This window comes from Myxococcus sp. MISCRS1 (assembly GCF_026626605.1).
Classification (GTDB): domain Bacteria; phylum Myxococcota; class Myxococcia; order Myxococcales; family Myxococcaceae; genus Myxococcus; species Myxococcus fulvus.
Genome location: NZ_JAPNKB010000001.1, coordinates 7810820 through 7827204, shown reverse-complemented (window position 1 = coordinate 7827204; position 16385 = coordinate 7810820). Strand labels below are relative to the sequence as shown.

The following is a 16385-nucleotide window of genomic DNA, read 5'->3' as shown; positions in this document are numbered from 1 at the left end:
CCTCGGGAAGCGCTCGGGAGAGTCGTTCGTTTCCCGCGCACACCTGACGTGCCGAGGGTGGGAGCGTGGCGGTAGAGTCCCCCTCGTGATGTCCCGTCTCCGCTGGTTCCCTCTCCTCGCCCTCCTGCTCGCCACGCTGCCGGGTCTCGCCGCGGGCCTTCCCTCCCCTCTCACCGCGACGTCCGACAAGCCGTTGACGGTCCACTTCCTCGACGTGGGCCAGGGCGACGCGGCCCTCGTCATCTCGCCCACGGGCAAAACGGTGCTCATCGACGGCGGCCCGCCCGAGGCGCGCGAGCGGCTCAACAAGCGGCTGCGCGAGCTGGTGAACGGGCCGCTGGACCTGGTCATCCTCACGCACCCGCACTTGGACCACCTGGGTGGGCTCGCGCAGACCTTGCGCACGATTGGGGCCCGGCGGTTCATGGACCCCGGCTTCGACCACCCCAGCGAGGCGTACCGCGACCTGCTGGAGGTCGTCGGGGACACGGTGGGCCAGGTGATGAACCCGGAGCCGGGCCCCTCGTCCCCCAACGGGCTGCTCACCATCGGCCTGGGCGAGGGCGTCTCGCTCACCGTGCTCTGGCCTCGCGCGCCGAAGGAGCCCTTCCTCGTCGGGACGCGTTCGGATGCGAACTCCAACTCCATCGTCGCGAAGCTGACGTATGGGAAGACGGCGTTCCTGCTCGTCGGCGACGCGGAGCCGGACACGGAGGGCATGCTGCTCAAGAAGGGGCTGGACCTGAGCACCACCGTGCTGAAGGTGGCGCACCACGGAGGCCGTCACTCCTCCACCGCCGCGTTCCTCGCCGCCGCGAAGCCCCAGGCCGCCGTCATCTCCTGCGGGGCGAAGAACGACTATGGCCACCCCGCACCGGAGACGCTGGAGCGCCTGGGCGCGGTGGGCGCGCACGTGCTGCGCACGGACCGGGACGGCGAGGTGGTGGCGGCCAGCGACGGCAACACCGTCACGCTGCGCACCCACGGAGGCGACGGCGCCATGGTGGTGGTGTCCGGCGGCCAGGGGCTCGCTCCCTCCGTCCCCGTCCTGGTGCCGCCCCCGGCGCCCGAGACGAAACGTCCGGGGGCCGGTGCGCGACAATCCCGCGACGACACGGGTGGAGCCTCGTCCCGAGGCGGCTCCGAGGGCCAGGAGCGCTACATCGGCCTCAAGGGCAGCAAGGTATTCCACCGCGAGACGTGCTCCACCCTGAAGCGTTCCAAGTCGGAGCGCACCGTGTACCCGAACCGCGAAGCCGCCCTGCGCGAGCGTCGCCCCTCCGAGGATTGCCATCCATGAGTTCGCGCCTACTCGCCCTGCTGGGCACCCTGCTCGTCCTGGGGGCCTGCAAGGAGCCCGCGCCGGACCCCGCCGCCCGAGCCCCGGAGGCCCGGCGCTACTTCGGCGCGGCCCCGGACGGGAAGCTGCGCGTCTACTTCTTCGACGTGGGCCAGGGGGACGCGGCGCTCATCGTGGCGCCCAACGGCACCACGGTGCTGGTGGACTCGGGTCCTGAGAGCGCCTCCCGGCACCTGGTGAACCGCCTGCCGGAGCTGCTCACCAAGCCCCTGGACCTGGTGGTCCTCACGCATCCCCACGTGGACCACCACGGCGCGCTGGACGCGGTGCTGCGCCGGGTGGGGGCCCGCCAGTTGATGGAGCCGCAGCTGCCCACCGCGCCGCCGGACTACGACGCGCTGCTCACGAAGCTCGGTGAGCGCCGGGTGCAGGTCGTCTCCCCCGCGCCGCCCACGTCCACGCCCAACGCGCCCCAGCGCATCAACCTGGGGGACGGCGTATCGCTGACCATCCTGTGGCCCCGTGCGCCCAGCGAGCCGCTGCTGGACGCGCCCTCGGCCGCGCTGGAGGTCAACTCCATCGTCATGCGCCTGTCGTACGGCGAGACGTCGGTGCTGTTCACCGGTGATGCGCTGGCGCAGACGGAGGAGTACCTGCTCGCGCGTGAAGTGCCAGTGCAGTCCACCCTGCTCAAGGTGGGGGCGCACGGGCTCGATACCGCCACCACGGCGGCGTTCCTCACGCGCGTGGGGGCTCGCGCCGCCGTCATCTCCGTGGGCGCGGGCAATGCGTTCAAGGCGCCGGCGCCCGCCACACTGGAGCGCCTCAAGGCCGCGCACCTGGAGGTGTTCCGCACCGACGAGCACGGCGAGGTGCAGGTGGTCAGCGACGGCAAGTCGTTGGTCATCTCTCCGCAGCGGCTCAAGCAGGGCACGCCCAGCGACATGCGCTACACGCTGGTGGGCCAGGGCCCCACGCCGCTCCCGGACTTCTGGGCCGGCAAGCCCCTGGTCGAGAAGAAGCCCGTCGTCGAGGAGGTGCCCGTCGAGCCGGTGAAGACGACCGAGGCTCCAGCGGCTCCGCCCAAGGAGGAGCGCAACAACAAGAAGTACAAGGGGCCGTACCACGCGAGCCGCAAGCGCGACAAATTCCACATCCCCGACTGCGACGGCGCGCGGAAGATCCACGCCGAGAACCTCATCATCTACAAGACGCGCGAGGAGGCCATTCGTGAGCGGCGGCCCGCGCAGGACTGCAACCCGTGAAGAAGAAACCGACCCAGTCGCGGGCCACTCTGGACCGCATCGAGGATGAAGTCGCCGTGCTCGTCGTGGACGGGCGTGAGGTGACCAGGCCCCTCGCCTCGCTCCCTGAAGGCGCGCGTGAAGGCGACGTCATCCACCTGGACACGATGACGGTGGACCCGGAGGCCACCGAGGCGCTGCGCGAGGAGGTCCGCGCGGCCCGTGAGCGGGCGAAGAAGGGCAGGACGCCACCACCGGGCGACTTCGACCTCTGAGCGGGGTGCGACGCGAATCAGAGCCCATGGCGCGCTGGGCCTCGGACGCACCGAGGTCCACCGTCCAGCGGGCGCCTGAGCCTCATGCGCGGGGCGACGCGAGGCTCGCAGGTGGCCTCCCCAGCGCAGCGGCCGAGCACCGTTCTCCAGTGCCGGGGCCCGGTGGGGACCTCAGGTGACGGCTTCGTGCCGCTCGGTGACTCCCTGGTACTGGTAGGCGCCGCCGTCATACGGCGTGACGGCGTCGTCGGCCTTCTTGGTGCAAGCCGCGGCGGTGGGGTCGAAGGCCTGGTACTGCCCCTTGTCGTCCTTGAACTCCACCCACGCATGCTCGCCCTGGGCCGTCTTGCCGAAGACGACGCGCGCATCCACGCCGGCCTTCTCGAAGCGCTGCTCGGCCTCGATGGCCATGTCCACGCAGACCCCGGACTTGCTCGCGTCGAAGTTGCTGGCGTTCTTCATGGCGGCGTCCCACGTCTTGCCGCCCGAGTAGTCGTACTTCCAGGACGTGGCCTCCTTCGCGATGTCCTGGGCCACCGCGTCCGCGCTCTTGCCCGAGGATGGACGCTTCGCGTCCTGAGCCTGCACGGGAGCCGGAGCCGGCGCGGGCTGGGGCGGCCTAGCCTTTGCCGGCTCGAAGCTGTCGCGGCTCCAGTTCTGCTGGAAGCTCCGCGACTCGGTGGGCTTCGGGCACGTCCCCTTCCCTGCGTCGCCCTTCAGCAGGGACTCCTTCGTCAGGCCCAGCTTCTTCAGCAGCGCGGCGAACTCCTGGGGTTGCTTCGCGGAGTCCACCGTCTTCACCGCCGAGCCATCCGGGTTGACGACCTTCACCACGACACTTTGCGGAGCCTGAGCGGCCTCGGGCAGGCGCTTCGCACAGGAGGGGGAGGTCGGACGCGACAGGGAGGAGATCGCCATGGGACAGGGCCTCTCGGAGCCAAGGGGATGCCCGTCCCCTAAGCACCGCGTGTGCCAGTCCCCGTGCGACCTGGTATGGGCGCCAAGCTCCCGTACTTCCTGGGCCCATGGACAGGCCTTCGGTTCGTGGAGGCCCGCGTTGCTGGTGACAGCCGTTTGCGGGGTGATGTCCGGAGGCATCACCCCGCGCGCTCGTCACCGGCCTTGGCCAGGAGTGCGCGCACCCAAGGGGCGAGGACGCCCGTGCTCCCGTTCGACGACCGCGGCTCGAGGCCCGTGGCCTCCTCCGACACGAGGAGGCCACCCAGGCCGAGCCGGACGTGCTACCGACCGGAGAGGACCAGCGGAATCTCCAGCTCGATGTCCTCGCCGGAGAAGCTGGAGAACGTCATCCGCCGGGCGCGCTCACGGATGCACGAACCCACCGCGTTCGCGTTGCCGTTGAGCTCCTTGCGGTCGAACTTCGCCTCCTTCACCGCGCCGGACGTGCCCACCGTCGCCGTGAGCGTCGCCTTGCCGCCCTTGTAGGACGGGTTGCGCTTGAGCTCCTGCTCCACGCAGTCGCGGAACGAGGTCTGCGCCTGCTCCACCACGCGCTCCACCTCCTCGTCCGACGGCCCACCGACGTCCTCCGAGTCCGCCGCAGCGACCTCCGCGCCCTCGCGAACCTCCGGGGCGACGTCCTTCTTCTCCGCGTCGTTGTAGACGGCCTGCACCTGCTCCTGCGTCGGAGCCGCAGCCGCTCCTTCCGCGCCCGGCGTGGGCTCGGCGGCCTTCGGCTCCACCGCCTTGGGCTCGGTGGGGACCGGCGCGGCCTGAGGCGGCGCCTTCGGAATCGGAGCGACCGGAGGCGGCGTGTTGCCCAGGAGCTTGTCGCGCAGCGCGCCCACACCCGCGCCGGTGAAGACGGACTGCTCCACCGCCTGCCCCTGCGCATCCACCGTGGTGACCTTCAGCGGCATCACCCCGAGCGCCTCCGACAACACGTAGGCGACGACCAGCGGCAGCAGGAGCACCAGCAGCACGACGGCGACGTACTTCATCGGCGAGTTGCGCCGCGTCACGCCTGCCTTCTTGGCCACCTGGCGCGTGTTCTCGCGAGGATCACGCTTCGCGGGCGCCTGGGTCTCCTCACCGCCTTCCTCGCCCTGCGAGTCGTCGTACGGATTGCCGCCCTGCGCCTCGTCCTGCTCTCCACCCTTCTCGGGCAGATCCAGGTCGGAGAACAGCTCGTTGAGCGGCGCGGCGGTCGCGGCCGGCGCGGCGCCCTTGCGACCCGCGGGCTGCGGCTGGTTCCGGGGGTCCGGCTCGCCGAAGTACGTCGTGTCCGGATCCTCCTCCGGCACCCACTGGCGCGCCGACTGAGGCTCCTCCGGCTCGGGCTGCTGGAAGGCCTGCGGCTCCGGCTCCTGAGGGAACTGGGGCTCCGGCTCGGAGAAGACCGGATGCTGCGGCTCCGGCTCGCGGCGAGCGGGCGCGGGCTTCGCGGCGGCGCGCGCGGGCGGCTCCGCCACGGGAGGCGGCGGGGGCGGCGGAGGAGGCTCCGGCGCGGGCGGGGGAACGAACAGACCGGCGAGCTCCGGCACGTCCGCGCCGCGCTTCCAGTCCGCCATGCCCTGCTGCCAGAAGAAGCTCCGGCCGCTGATGGTGCCCGTGGCGATGAGCTCGCGCAGGGCACCCTCGTCCAGCGGGCCCTCCTGCTTGTTCTTCACCATCACGAACCAGGGCGAGCCCGTGGCGCGCAAGGGCGCGGCCCTGGTGGGCTCATCGTCCCAGGGCGTCTGGAGCGCCGCGGGCGGCGCCTTGGCCACCGGTGGCGCGGAGGCCACCGGCGCGGGGACGCTGACGGACGGGTCGGCCAGGGAGCGCTCTTGCGCCCTGAGCCGCTCCACGTCCGCGAGCGACACCACGCGGGTGCTCTCTTCTTCGGCGGGTCCTTCGACGGTGATGACGTTCTGGCAGTTCTTGCAACGGACCTTGACCGTCTTGCCGCGGACTTTTTCGTCCGCAATGGAGTACCGCTTCTGGCAATTGTCGCAGGTGAAGTTCAAGGGGAGCGTCCGGCTCGCGGGGGGAAAACGAGGTCCCGGATGCTACCGCTAGAAATCTCCCGCGCAAACCAATCGGTTGACTCCGCCGTGCGGCCCAACTATGGAGCCCGCCTCTGCCCCTGTCTTCTCTCGCCTTATTCAGAAGGTGGCGAATGCCGGCGAAGGACCTCGGTTCAAAGTTCGTTTGCTTCAAGTGTCAGACGAAGTTCTACGACATGAAGAAGCCTGACCCGCTGTGCCCGAAGTGCGGCGCGGACCAACGGGAAAGCCCCGCACTGAAGCCTCAGCCCGAGGGACGCCGTGGCCGCCTGGCCGCCGCTCCCAAGGTCATCGAGCCCGAGCCCGAGGAGCCAGCAGCCGCGAGCGAGGAAGAGGAGGAGGATCTCGACTCGTTCGACGACGACGAGAGCGCGGCCGCCGAGCCCGACGACGACGACACCTGATTCAGGGGGTGTGCGGGCTTCCTGGCGAGCGCCAGGAGGCCTGCGAGCCTCGGACGTCCTCACGAGGCGGCTTGTGTCCACCCGGTGCGCCCTTCGCGGGGCGCGTGCCGGGCCTGCTTCACGACCGACGTGCTTCCGCTCAGGTCCCCGATGCCAGCGCCAGCTCCGTGAGCGCGCGGCGGATCTGCTCGTAGAGGCCAGGTCCCATCTCCTGCATCCCCACCGGCCGCGGCTCCTTGCGGGGCGCTTCCAGGGTCTGCATCGGGCTCGTCAGTGTGGTCCGCTTCTTGGGCTGCATCGTCATGCCCCCCTCTCGTGTTGAAACCCAGCAGCAGCGTAGCAATTTTCCTGTCGCAGCGGAAATGAAATCCGGACGCACACGCCGCACTTCCTAGTACGTGCTGGGGCGAAAACCTTCCGCCCTTTCGCCAAGAAAGTTGGAAACGGCCGGCGCGGGCTACTGCTGGAGGTCCGTGACGGCCCAGTCCTGCTCCACCTGGACGCGCTCGCCCGCGCGGACATTCACGGTCTTCTCGGCCTGGGGCAGCCGCTCGTGCCAGAAGACGAGGGTGTGGGCGCCCTCGGGGACCTCCAGCCGGAAGCGGCCGTCCGGGGAGGTGGTGGCGAAGTACGGGTGGTCGAACGTCCGCACCACGGCCCGCATCCACGGGTGGATGTCGCAGCGGATGGGGACGACGCCGGGCTCCTCGGGCAGCGGCTTGCGCGTGCTCATCCCCTCCAGGGGCATGGCCACGTTGAAGAAGGAGCGCTTGGTGCTGGAGGACGCGCGCACGTTGTGGACGAGCGGATCCGAGTTGCGCAGGGTGAGCTGGCCGCCGGCGCGCGCGGCGAGGACGGGTGGCTCATAGATGCACTTCTTCTGGTCCAGCACGGGCTCGGCGGGCGGCTGGGCCGGTGCGGGCAAAGCGCTCGCCGACTTCAGGGACACCACCGTGTAGGCCAGCGCTCCCTCGCTCCCCACGACGAGGGAGCGGTCCTCCGTCTGCTCGCCGCACACGGACACCACGGTGCCGCTGGTGGGCGACGAGGTGGGAGGCGGCGGGGTGCCGGTGAGCCGGACGCGCCCCTCGATGACGCCCCACTTCACGTCGGCCGCGGGGCGCGCGGGCGCGGGGGCCTGCGCCTGAGGGGCCGCGGGCACGGACGGGGGCGGCGAGGAGGACTCGCGGCAGGCGAAGGCGAGCGCGAACAGGGGCAGCGAGCGGAGAAAGGTGGCGCGGAGCACGTGTTCCCGTCTAACGGGTGCGTGAAGCTCTTTCAAATGGTGGATGGCGCCCCGAGCGCCCGGGGGATGACTCTGGGTCGATTTGGGCGTTGGACCCCCATCATCCTTGTTGGTACAAGAGCGCGCGGCCGTACACGGTGCGGCTCTGTGGGAGGCAGCAACTTTGCGGGAGAAATTGAAGGCGCTGGCGGAGCTTCAGAATGTGGACCTGGAGGTCGCATCGCTCCGGAAGGCCGCGGACATCCACCCCCGTCAGATTGCCGAGTTGGAGCGGGAGCTGGGGGTGGCTCGCAGCGCCATCGAGGCCGAGCGCGCACGGGTCGCCGACATGGAGCGGCAGAAGACCCAGGTCGAGCAGAACATCACGGACGAGAAGGACAAGGTGAAGAAGTGGGAGGCGCGCCTGGCAGAACAGCGCTCCACCCGCGAGTACTCCGCCCTGGCCCGTGAAATCGACATCGCCAAGAAGGCCAATCTGACGATGGCCGAGGAGCAGGTGGAGCTGACGAAGCAGCTCGGCCAGGCTCGCGAGGCGCTCAAGGGCAAGGAGGCGGAGTTCGCCACGAAGCAGCAGGGCCTGTCCGCGAGGATGGGTGAGCTGCGCGGCAAGCTGGGCGAGTCCGAGGCGCAGGTGAAGGCGCTCGAGGGCCGCCGCGCGGGTGTCGCGGAGGGCGTCGACTCGACGCTGCTGCGGCGCTACGAGGTGGTGCGCAAGAAGAAGCTGCCCGCGCTGGTCGGCGTGGTGGCCGGCACCTGCCAGGGCTGCAACATGAACGTGCCCCCGCAGCTCTACAACCAGCTGCGCACCTCGCTCGGCACGGACATCTGCCCGTCCTGCAACCGCATCATCTACGCGGTGGAAGCGCTCCAGGAAACGCCCGCGGCGGCGAAGTAGGCCGCACGGATGCCCGCGCCGTCGCTGGTCGACATCCTCCGCCACATCGCGCGCGAGGAGCCGCTCTCGTCGACGGTGCGCGCCTTCCGCGGCCTCACGCGGGAGCACCTGGGGCAGCTCCTCGACGAGGCCGCCACCCGCCTGGACCCGTCCCCGCCGCTCGGGGACGAGGTGGCGCGGGCGCCCGCCGAGGCGCTGTCCCCTCCCCCACCCTCCGAGCCCTTGCCCCGCGTGCGCGTCTATTCGGACGGCGCCGCCAGGGGCAACCCGGGGCCCGCGGGCGCGGGCGCGGTGGTGACGGACGCCGAGGGACACGTCGTCGCCCGCCTGGGCCGGTTCCTCGGCACGCAGACGAACAACCACGCCGAGTACATGGGGCTGCTGCTGGGCCTGAAGCACGCGAAGGCGCTGGGCGCGCGCGAGGTGGACGTCTACGCGGACAGCGAGCTGCTCATCCGGCAGTTGGGCGGGCAGTACCAGGTGAAGAGCGCCACGCTGCGGCCGCTGTTCGACGAGGCGAAGAAGCTCCTGTCGGGCTTCACCCGCGTGAAGCTGCACCACATCCCGCGCGCGAAGAACGCGGACGCGGACGCCATGAGCAACCGGGCCATCGACGAGCGGATGTAGGCTCTTCGGATGGCGCTCGAGCTACGGGCCTCCCACGGCCACTCGCTTCGGCTGGACATCGTCGGCTACCAGTTCCCGGATGGAACCGTCGACAGCCTGAACTGGCTGCTCATCCGCTTCACCGTCCAGGTGCCAGGACAGGAGCCCTGGACCAAGGTGGACCCCAGTCTGGAGACAGGGGAACTGCTCTCACTGGCGCGCTGGTTCGAGAACATGGGCACCGTCGACATGCGGGGCCCTCGGCCCGCCTATCACTTCCTCGAGCCCAACCTCTCCTTCTCCCTCGTGCCGGTGAAGGGCGGGAAGCGGCGGCTGCGCGTCCACTTCGATGCCGAGTCACGGCCGCCCTGGGCGCCCCCACGTGGCCAGGGCGCGCACAGCACGGCCTGGGTCGAGTTCCCCCTTGAGGAAGTGGACCCGAAGGCCATGGCACGGTGGGCCCACGAGGAGCGCGCCCGCTTCCCTGCCCGGGAGCCCCCCTGGGATTGAGCCTCGCGGCCCGGAGTGGACCGCCCTCCCGGGCCTGTTGTAAGGGGCAGGAGTCGGAGTGGTCCAGATGAACGCCGGCCACTGCAATCCTGGGTGGCGGGAGGAAAGTCCGGGCTCCAGAGGGCAGGGTGCTGGCTAACGGCCAGTCGAGGCGACTCGCAGGAAAGTGCCACAGAAAACAGACCGCCCGTTCCGCGAGGGGCGGGTAAGGGTGAAACGGTGCGGTAAGAGCGCACCGCGTCCGGGGTGACTCGGACGGCTCGGTAAACCCCACCTGGAGCAAGAGCCAATAGGAGCGCGTCCCCGCTGTCCGGGGGACAGGGGTTGCCCGCCCCATGCGTTCGGGTTGCTCGCTGATGAGGCCCCTGGGCAACCAGGGCCCTAGATGAATGTTCATCGCCCGTCCCGAAAGGGGCGGGAACAGAACCCGGCTTACGGCCCACTCCGACGCTTTTCCCTCACCGCGCCACGGGCACCTGCGCGACCAGCAGGCGGTTCTTCCCGTCGTTGCGCACCGCGTCCGGGTTGGTCAGCGTCAGGCGCGTGTCCGTGCGGGGGTCCCACAGCCCCAGCCAGATGTTGAGCGCCTTCGGGTTGGCGTCCGCGGGGAGGTAGATGGAGAACTCGTCCTTCACCGTCTCGCCCGGCTTCCACTGGGACGTGGGCAGCATGCCGTTGGCCGGCTTGTGGTCCAGGTTCATCCGCTCCATGCGGCCGCCCGCGTCCTCGACGTGGACGAAGATGAGGTAGTCCTCATCGATGGCCTGGAGCACCTTGAAGTAGAGGGTGACCTGGGCGCGCTCGCCGGGCGTCAGCCGCCCGGGTTGCACGGTGGCCGCCACCAGCTCCACCTTGCCTCCCAGGTTCGCGCCGTTGCGCACGGAGAGCGCCGGAACCTGCGTCACCGTGGCGGCCTTGCGCTGCTCGGCGCTGGCACCACCGGGAGCCTCGACGATGCAGGCGCTGGCCAGCAGGAGAACCGACGGGAGCACGACAGTGGGGAGCTTGAGGCGCATGGCCCGCTGTTTCTACTCGGCCGGGGGCGCTGCATCCACCGGCGTGTTGGTGTATGCGGAGCCGCGCACATGAAGACCCCCAATGCCCTCGACGCCCTGACCGCGCAGGTGCCGCCCGCCCCCTCCCCCGCCCCCACCCCGGGCGGGGAAACCACCCAGCCCGGGACGGGCGTGCCCCCCTCGGACGGCCTCACCACGGGCGACGTGGTGGGCATCAGCGGGGCGGCCCTCTTCGCCCTGCTGATGGTGCTGGCGGCCCGCAAGCTCTTCTTCAAGAAGCGCGCGCCCGAGCCGGGCAAGAAGCCCGGCGTCCCCGTCCCGGAGAAGCCCGCGCTTCCCGCCGAGCGGCCGGAGCTGCGCGTCGAGCTGCCCCCCTCGGAGAAGGAGGCCGCCCGGCTGCGCGAGGTGGACGAGGCCCACGCCCGCGCCCAGGAGCTGGCCCGCCAGCGCGAGGAGCTGAGCCGCGCGGCCCGGACCACCACGGACGCCGGCGAGCGCGCCCGCCTGGAGGAGCAGGCCCGCGCCCTCAAGGAGCGAGAGGAGGAGGAGAAGCGCGTCGAGTACCGCGCGAAGAAGGCCGCCGACGACGAGGCCCGCGAGCGGCGCAAGCGTGAGCAGGCCGAGGCCCAGCGACTCCTGGAGGAGGAGCGGGCCCGCGAGGCCGCCGCCGTCGAGGAGGCCCGCCGCGCCGAGGAGGCCGCCGCCCGCGCCAAGGTGGACGCGGAGGCCGGCCGCACGCTGGCCCAGGGCCTGGACAAGACCAAGAGCCAGGGCTTCATGGCCCGCCTCAACGGGCTGTTCGGCTCGCAGCGCCAGGTGGACGAGTCCGTGCTGGCGGAGCTGGAGGAGATTCTCTTCACCGCGGACATCGGCGTGCGCACCGCGAGCACGCTGGTGGACGTGGCGCGCGAGAAGCTCAAGCGCAGCGAGCTGAAGGACTCCGAGCGCATCAAGGACCTCATCCGCACGGAGGTGGCGCGCATCGTCGACCTGCCGGTGCCGCGCTCGCTGGAGGGCGGCGGTCCGCCTCACGTCGTCATGGTGGTGGGCGTCAACGGCGCGGGGAAGACGACGACCATCGGCAAGCTGGCCGCGAAGCTCACCGGCGAGGGCAAGAAGGTGGTGCTGGCCGCGGGCGACACGTTCCGCGCGGCGGCCACCGAGCAGCTCGACGTGTGGGCCGAGCGCGCCAAGGCGCAGCTGGTGAAGGGCGCCGAGGGCGGAGACCCGGGCTCGGTCATCTTCGACGCCATCAAGAAGGCCCAGGCCGAGGGCGCCGACGTCGTCATCGCCGACACGGCGGGCCGGCTCCACACCAAGGCGCCGCTCATGGAGGAGCTCAAGAAGGTCAAGCGCGTGATGGACAAGGCCATGCCCGGCACGCCGCACGAGGTGCTGCTGGTGCTCGACTCCACCAACGGCCAGAACGCCATCCAGCAGGCCAAGCAGTTCCACGAGGCCGTGGGCGTCACAGCCATCGCCCTGACGAAGCTGGACGGCACCGCCAAGGGCGGCGTCATCATCGGCATCTGCGACGAGCTCAAGCTGCCCGTGGTCTGGGTGGGCGTGGGCGAGAAGGTCGCCGACCTGCGCCGCTTCGAGCCGCGCGAGTTCGTCCAGGCGCTCTTCGACTGAAGCGTCCTGCCCTCACTGTCCCAACAGTGAGGGCAGCAGTTGCTCAAGCAGCTCCTTGGCCTGGGCGTCCAGCGCATCCGCGTCCAGGCCGCTGCCCGCCCCCAGCGTGTCCATCACCGAGTCCAGGTTGGGCAGACCCAAATCATCGTCACCGCGAGCCTCCTGCCACCAGCGCACGCGCAGCCGCTCGAGCGCCTTGCCGTTGCCGGGGCTCGCCTTGGCGAGTTCCTTGGTGAAGCACTCCTTGCACGTCCACTTGAAGCGGTACGTGTCCACGTAGGAGCGCAGGCCCTGGAAGAAGGCCGCGTCGCCCACCAGCTTGCGCGACGCGTGGTGCAGCAGCGGTGCCTTGCCGTACACCAGCGCGCCGTACTCCATCTCCCCATCGAACGCGCCCGTGGGCCGGTCCGCCCGCGCGTCCTCGCCGCCCGACATCCGGTACATGTGGTACGGCGCCACCAGCGCTTCCTTGCGCATCGACTCGGCGGCCTTCTTGCCGTGCTTCCACTCGATGTAGAGCAGCGCCGCGTACTGCGCCAGGGACTCGTCCACCACGGGCGCGTTGATGGGGTCCGAGCCCACCAGCCCCGCGAAGTACTGGTGCGCCACCTCGTGCGCGACGGTGAACTCCAGCGTGCGCTCCAGCGTCTCGCCCATCTGCGCCATCGGTGCCCCCGCGCCCAACGGGCCCAGCGCCTCCATCACTTCCTTCAGTTGCTCCAGATCCACGTGGCCCGCCACCATCTCGAGCGGGTCCACCACGCCGCGGTACAGCGACGTCGCCACGGTGATGAGGCCGGGGAACTCCATCCCGCCCGCCCCTCCGGACAACGGCGCCTCCACCACCCGGAAGTGCGTGTACGGCAAGGGCCCCAGGCGCTTCTCGAACTCCGCCAGCGCGGACGTGGCGTACTTGAGCACGCGCTCGCCCACGTCCTGGTTGCGCGCGGCGTAGTGGCTCTCCACCGTGACGCCGTTCACCGTGGCCGTGGACACCGCGTAGCCCTTCGACACGAGGATGGGGAAGTCGCGCACCGCGCCCGCGGCGAAGGCGTAGCGCACCCGGCCGTCACGCTCCGGCACCTCGCCCATGGCCGCGCCGGTGGCGTGCACCACCCAGCCCGACGGCACGGTGATGGACGCGAGCACATGCGCCGGCGCATACAGCGCCAGATCTCCAATGCCCTGCGGCCCCGCCCACGGCTGCCCCTTGTCGTCCAGCGGCGGCACCTGGGGCACCACGCCCACCAGGCTGACGAAGTCCTCCGTGATGGAGAAGGCGCCATGGTCTCCAGGGCCCTTCTTCCCGCCACCGGCGCCGGCCAGCAGCCCGCCCCCGCCCTTCTCCCCCCGAGGCACCACCGCGCGCACGGCGACGTCCAGCACCACCGCCATGCCCACGGGCATGGGCTCCGCGAGGCGGTGGCGATACAGCGTGGGCTCCGGCTGCTCCAGGACGATGGGCGCGGTGTTCATCCGCGCGTCGGACAACACCACCCGCTTGCCACCCAGGGCGTTGGGCGTCAGCCGCAGGTAGAGTTCCTTGATGGGCTGCTCACGCGCCAGCACCTCCACCTGCACCCGCCCGGTGGCTTCGCGCGTCTCGGGGTTCACGTCGAGTTGCACCCGGTAGCGCGGCAGTTCCTCCAGGGGGCCCAGCGCCTTCGCGGCGCGCTCGCGCTCGGCGGGCTTGAGGTGCTGGAGGCTCAGCGCCACCTCCGGAGGGATGTCCGCCCGGGCCGGCTGTCCGAGGAGCAGGCACCACGACAGCAGGCTGAGCAGGGCTGGGCGCATGAAGCGCATGCTAATTGACCCGGGCCACCACGGCTCGTCTAGCCTTGCGGGACATGCACTCTCGAACGCTCCTGCTGGCCGCCACCCTGGGGTGGATGGCGTGCGCGCGCAACGTCCCCGCGCCCACCGCCGCCCCGACGACTCCCCGCTCCGTCCGCCTGGTCGTGGACACGCCGCCCCAGGAGACGGAGACCCTGGACAAGGTGCGCGAGGACGTGGAGGTGGACACGGACGAGGGCGAGCGCACGCCCCGCGTCGTCACCTTCGGCGAGACGCCCGTGCTCCAGCGCGACGGCATGCGCGCGCGGCTCTACGGGGACGCGAAGGGCACGCTCGGCATCAGCGTGGACAACTTCCTGCTGTTCGAGGTGACCGACGCCAAGGGACAGGTGAAGCGCCGCGCCGTCGTGGGCTTCACCGAGAGCGTCCACCTGGGCAACGAGCAGGTGGACAATGTGGGGCGCCGCGCCTTCACCTTCGAGCCGGGAGAGGTGGACCTCACGGAGTTCCTGCCGGAGTCCGAGCCCTTCAAGGTACGCACCACCGTGCTGGACACCTGGGGCGTGGGACGCGTGTCGGACGTGTACCTGGTCCTCTCCGCGCCCGAGCCCCGCGCCGTCGAGGACGACCTGCGCGGGGAGTGAGACGGAACCTCCGGGGCCGCGCCACCCATCCGAGGGGACCCGGCCTTTCGGGAGGCTAGAAGCGCAGCCCGCCCACGGGCGCCAGCTTCTGCGCGCCACCGTTGCCGCGCACCGGGCGGATGCCGCCCCCCAGCACGATGTCGCAGGGGCCGTTGTTGCAGGCCGTCCCGAGGTTGGGGGGCTTGATGCCCGGCTCCTTCGTCGCCATCACCGCGCCCACGGTGCCCGCGGCCACGACGGCGCCCACGCCGGCCCAGACGTACCAACGGCCGTACCAGGGCTTGCTGGAGCCCTCCAGCTCGGCGTCCGGCGACTTCTCGTTGAAGGCCAGGGCCGGGTTGTAGTCATCCCCCTGCGACGTGGAGGACGGGTCCAGCACGGGGTTGGCGGGCACGTCCTCGCGCGGCGTGTTGCTCGCCACCGCGGTGTCCACCAGGGGCCGCATCTTGCCCACCAGCTCGTAGTTGGTGCCGGCCAGCACGTTGATGCGCTGGATGTCGGGGCGGAAGCCCTCCGCGCGGAACTCGATTTCGCGCGAGCCGGGCTTGAGCAGGATGTCGCTCAGGGGCACCGTGCCCACCTCGACGTCGTCCACCAGGACCTTGGTGCCGGCCACATCGGAGATGGCCCGCGCGAAGCCCATGGTGGCCACCAGCGAGACCTTCACGTCCTGCGTCGAGCCCTCCTTGACGGTGAACCGGCGCGAATAGTCCTCGTAGCCGGCCTTGCGCACCACGAGCAGGTGGTCGCCGGGCGCCACGGGCACCGTCATGGGCGTGGCCGACAGCGCGCCCGCGTCGCGGCCATCCAGCGTCAGCCGCGCGCCCCGGACACCCCCGGCGATGACGACGGCGAGCTCCGTCTTCACCGGCGCCAGGGGCGCCAGCAGGCTGTCATCCGGTGGCGGGAGGTTCTTCTTCTTCGAGCCCTTCGCGGTGGCGGCGGGCCTGGCGGCCTTCGGCGGCTTCTTCGCCGTCGCCTTCTCCGCCTTCTTCTTCTTCACCACCTTCGGCTTGGCCGGCTTCTTCGTCGCCGACTTCGACGGCGTGAGTGGAGCGAGCAGGTCGTCGGCCTGAGCGAGCGCGGAGGACGGTGCCGCCAGGACGGCCACCAGCGAAAAGAGGACGAGGCGTCGAATGCTCATGACGGTCCGAAGGTTAGAGAGTCGTCCAAGGGGAATCAAACGAAGTCCCGCTCGCACGTCCATTCAGCCAATATCCGCGCCCCATGCACCGCGCCCTGCCATCGCTGGCCCTCGGCTTCAGTGTCCTCTGCCTCACGGCGTGCCCCGCCAAGGCGCCTCCCACCCTGGAGACGCGCTCCCCACCTCCACCGCCCATCCGTGTGCCGCCCGGCTGTGAGAGCAGCCAGGCGGGCGAGTACCGCCACGAGGAGAACCCCGCGTTCCGCTACCGGGGCGAGGAGGACGCGGGCACGCTGACGCTGGCCGTGGTGCGCGCGCTCGCGGACACGGATGCGGGCACCCCGGGCGCCGACTCGAGCGGGGCGACCATCGTCCTGCAGCGCACACCGGGCGGCTTCGTCGGGGAGACGCGCGCCACGGGCTTCACGGGCACGGGCGCTCCCTGCCCCGTCGTGTTCCCCACGGAGCTGGTGGCATGCGACGACGCGGGCCTCACGCTGCGCGCGGTGGCCAGCACGTCCATCGACGAGGGCTGCCAGCCCTCCCGCACCGGACCTCCGCCGGTGCGCCTCAAGCAGGTGCTGCTGCGGGAGACGCCGGACGCGGGCCCCTGAAGGTCCCCGGCGCCCGGCTTCGCGTCACGCCCCGGAAGACCTCCCGGGGC

17 protein-coding genes and 1 other RNA gene are annotated in these 16385 nt (G+C 70.9%); 11 read left to right on the top strand and 7 right to left on the bottom strand.

Features of this window, described 5'->3' with window-relative positions; translation table 11 throughout:
• The first annotated feature begins 88 nt into the window (after positions 1-88).
• The 3 genes from OWM54_RS31260 to OWM54_RS31250 are packed head-to-tail and all read left to right on the top strand — an operon-like array spanning position 89 to position 2819.
• Positions 89-1300: a ComEC/Rec2 family competence protein gene (locus OWM54_RS31260; RefSeq protein ID WP_267701184.1), complete on the top strand. Its 1212-nt coding sequence runs from the start codon at positions 89-91 to the stop codon at positions 1298-1300.
• Complete coding sequence (locus OWM54_RS31255) at positions 1297-2565, top strand: ComEC/Rec2 family competence protein (protein WP_248541927.1); 1269 nt, start codon at positions 1297-1299, stop codon at positions 2563-2565. Before OWM54_RS31260 ends, OWM54_RS31255 begins: the two co-directional genes overlap by 4 nt.
• Positions 2562-2819 carry a DUF3006 domain-containing protein gene (locus OWM54_RS31250; protein WP_267699842.1) on the top strand — a complete coding sequence of 86 codons (258 nt, stop codon included), beginning with the start codon at positions 2562-2564 and terminating at the stop codon, positions 2817-2819. The genes OWM54_RS31255 and OWM54_RS31250 overlap by 4 nt, the downstream gene beginning before the upstream one ends.
• Positions 2820-2990: 171 nt before the next feature.
• Here OWM54_RS31250 and OWM54_RS31245 read toward each other — a convergent pair whose 3' ends face one another.
• Positions 2991-3737, bottom strand: coding sequence for a transglutaminase domain-containing protein (locus tag OWM54_RS31245; protein ID WP_267699841.1), 747 nt, complete (start codon positions 3735-3737; stop codon positions 2991-2993).
• Positions 3738-4060: 323 nt separating this feature from the next.
• Positions 4061-5788, bottom strand: a complete 1728-nt coding sequence (locus OWM54_RS31240) for an AgmX/PglI C-terminal domain-containing protein (protein WP_248541925.1) — start codon at positions 5786-5788, stop codon at positions 4061-4063.
• 152 nt (positions 5789-5940) lie between these two features.
• Between OWM54_RS31240 and OWM54_RS31235 the strand changes: the two genes are divergently transcribed.
• Positions 5941-6231 carry an FYDLN acid domain-containing protein gene (locus OWM54_RS31235; RefSeq protein ID WP_141333389.1) on the top strand — a complete coding sequence of 97 codons (291 nt, stop codon included), beginning with the start codon at positions 5941-5943 and terminating at the stop codon, positions 6229-6231.
• A 139-nt stretch (positions 6232-6370) separates the two neighbouring features.
• On the opposite strand, the gene OWM54_RS31230 is transcribed toward OWM54_RS31235, so the two are convergent.
• Entirely contained in the window at positions 6371-6535 is a 165-nt protein-coding gene (locus OWM54_RS31230; protein WP_170300416.1) for a hypothetical protein, read from the bottom strand.
• Between the two features lie 153 nt (positions 6536-6688).
• On the bottom strand, positions 6689-7477 hold the full coding sequence (locus OWM54_RS31225) for a hypothetical protein (protein WP_267699840.1): 789 nt from the start codon (positions 7475-7477) through the stop codon (positions 6689-6691).
• A gap of 163 nt (positions 7478-7640) precedes the next feature.
• Here OWM54_RS31225 and OWM54_RS31220 point away from each other — a divergent pair, with 163 nt between their 5' ends.
• The 4 genes from OWM54_RS31220 to rnpB all read left to right on the top strand — a co-directional run bounded on the left by OWM54_RS31220 (position 7641) and on the right by rnpB (position 9938).
• A complete protein-coding gene (locus OWM54_RS31220; RefSeq protein ID WP_223748169.1) occupies positions 7641-8372 on the top strand; it encodes a zinc ribbon domain-containing protein in 732 nt (243 codons plus the stop codon).
• Between the two features lie 9 nt (positions 8373-8381).
• Complete coding sequence (locus tag OWM54_RS31215; RefSeq protein ID WP_223748168.1) at positions 8382-8999, top strand: ribonuclease HI family protein; 618 nt, start codon at positions 8382-8384, stop codon at positions 8997-8999.
• A gap of 9 nt (positions 9000-9008) precedes the next feature.
• Entirely contained in the window at positions 9009-9488 is a 480-nt protein-coding gene (locus tag OWM54_RS31210) for a hypothetical protein (RefSeq protein ID WP_267699839.1), read from the top strand.
• Positions 9489-9543: 55 nt separating this feature from the next.
• Positions 9544-9938, top strand: an RNA gene (gene rnpB / locus OWM54_RS31205) — RNase P RNA component class A.
• An 8-nt stretch (positions 9939-9946) separates the two neighbouring features.
• Here the strand turns inward: rnpB and OWM54_RS31200 are convergent.
• Positions 9947-10504 carry a hypothetical protein gene (locus tag OWM54_RS31200; RefSeq protein WP_046715611.1) on the bottom strand — a complete coding sequence of 186 codons (558 nt, stop codon included), beginning with the start codon at positions 10502-10504 and terminating at the stop codon, positions 9947-9949.
• A 69-nt stretch (positions 10505-10573) separates the two neighbouring features.
• Here OWM54_RS31200 and ftsY point away from each other — a divergent pair, with 69 nt between their 5' ends.
• The gene (gene ftsY, locus OWM54_RS31195) at positions 10574-12139 is read left to right on the top strand and encodes a signal recognition particle-docking protein FtsY (protein ID WP_267699838.1); all 1566 of its coding nucleotides are present in this window, start codon (positions 10574-10576) and stop codon (positions 12137-12139) included.
• A 12-nt stretch (positions 12140-12151) separates the two neighbouring features.
• Here the strand turns inward: ftsY and OWM54_RS31190 are convergent, their stop codons facing one another.
• Complete coding sequence (locus OWM54_RS31190) at positions 12152-13933, bottom strand: M1 family aminopeptidase (RefSeq protein WP_223781775.1); 1782 nt, start codon at positions 13931-13933, stop codon at positions 12152-12154.
• Positions 13934-13986: 53 nt separating this feature from the next.
• On the opposite strand from OWM54_RS31190, the gene OWM54_RS31185 reads away from it, so the two are divergent.
• The gene (locus OWM54_RS31185; RefSeq protein ID WP_141323768.1) at positions 13987-14577 is read left to right on the top strand and encodes a hypothetical protein; all 591 of its coding nucleotides are present in this window, start codon (positions 13987-13989) and stop codon (positions 14575-14577) included.
• Between the two features lie 55 nt (positions 14578-14632).
• On the opposite strand, the gene OWM54_RS31180 is transcribed toward OWM54_RS31185, so the two are convergent.
• The gene (locus OWM54_RS31180) at positions 14633-15721 is read right to left on the bottom strand and encodes a PEGA domain-containing protein (RefSeq protein WP_267699836.1); all 1089 of its coding nucleotides are present in this window, start codon (positions 15719-15721) and stop codon (positions 14633-14635) included.
• Between the two features lie 83 nt (positions 15722-15804).
• Here OWM54_RS31180 and OWM54_RS31175 point away from each other — a divergent pair, with 83 nt between their 5' ends.
• Positions 15805-16335, top strand: coding sequence for a hypothetical protein (locus OWM54_RS31175; RefSeq protein WP_267699835.1), 531 nt, complete (start codon positions 15805-15807; stop codon positions 16333-16335).
• Positions 16336-16385: the final 50 nt, after the last annotated feature.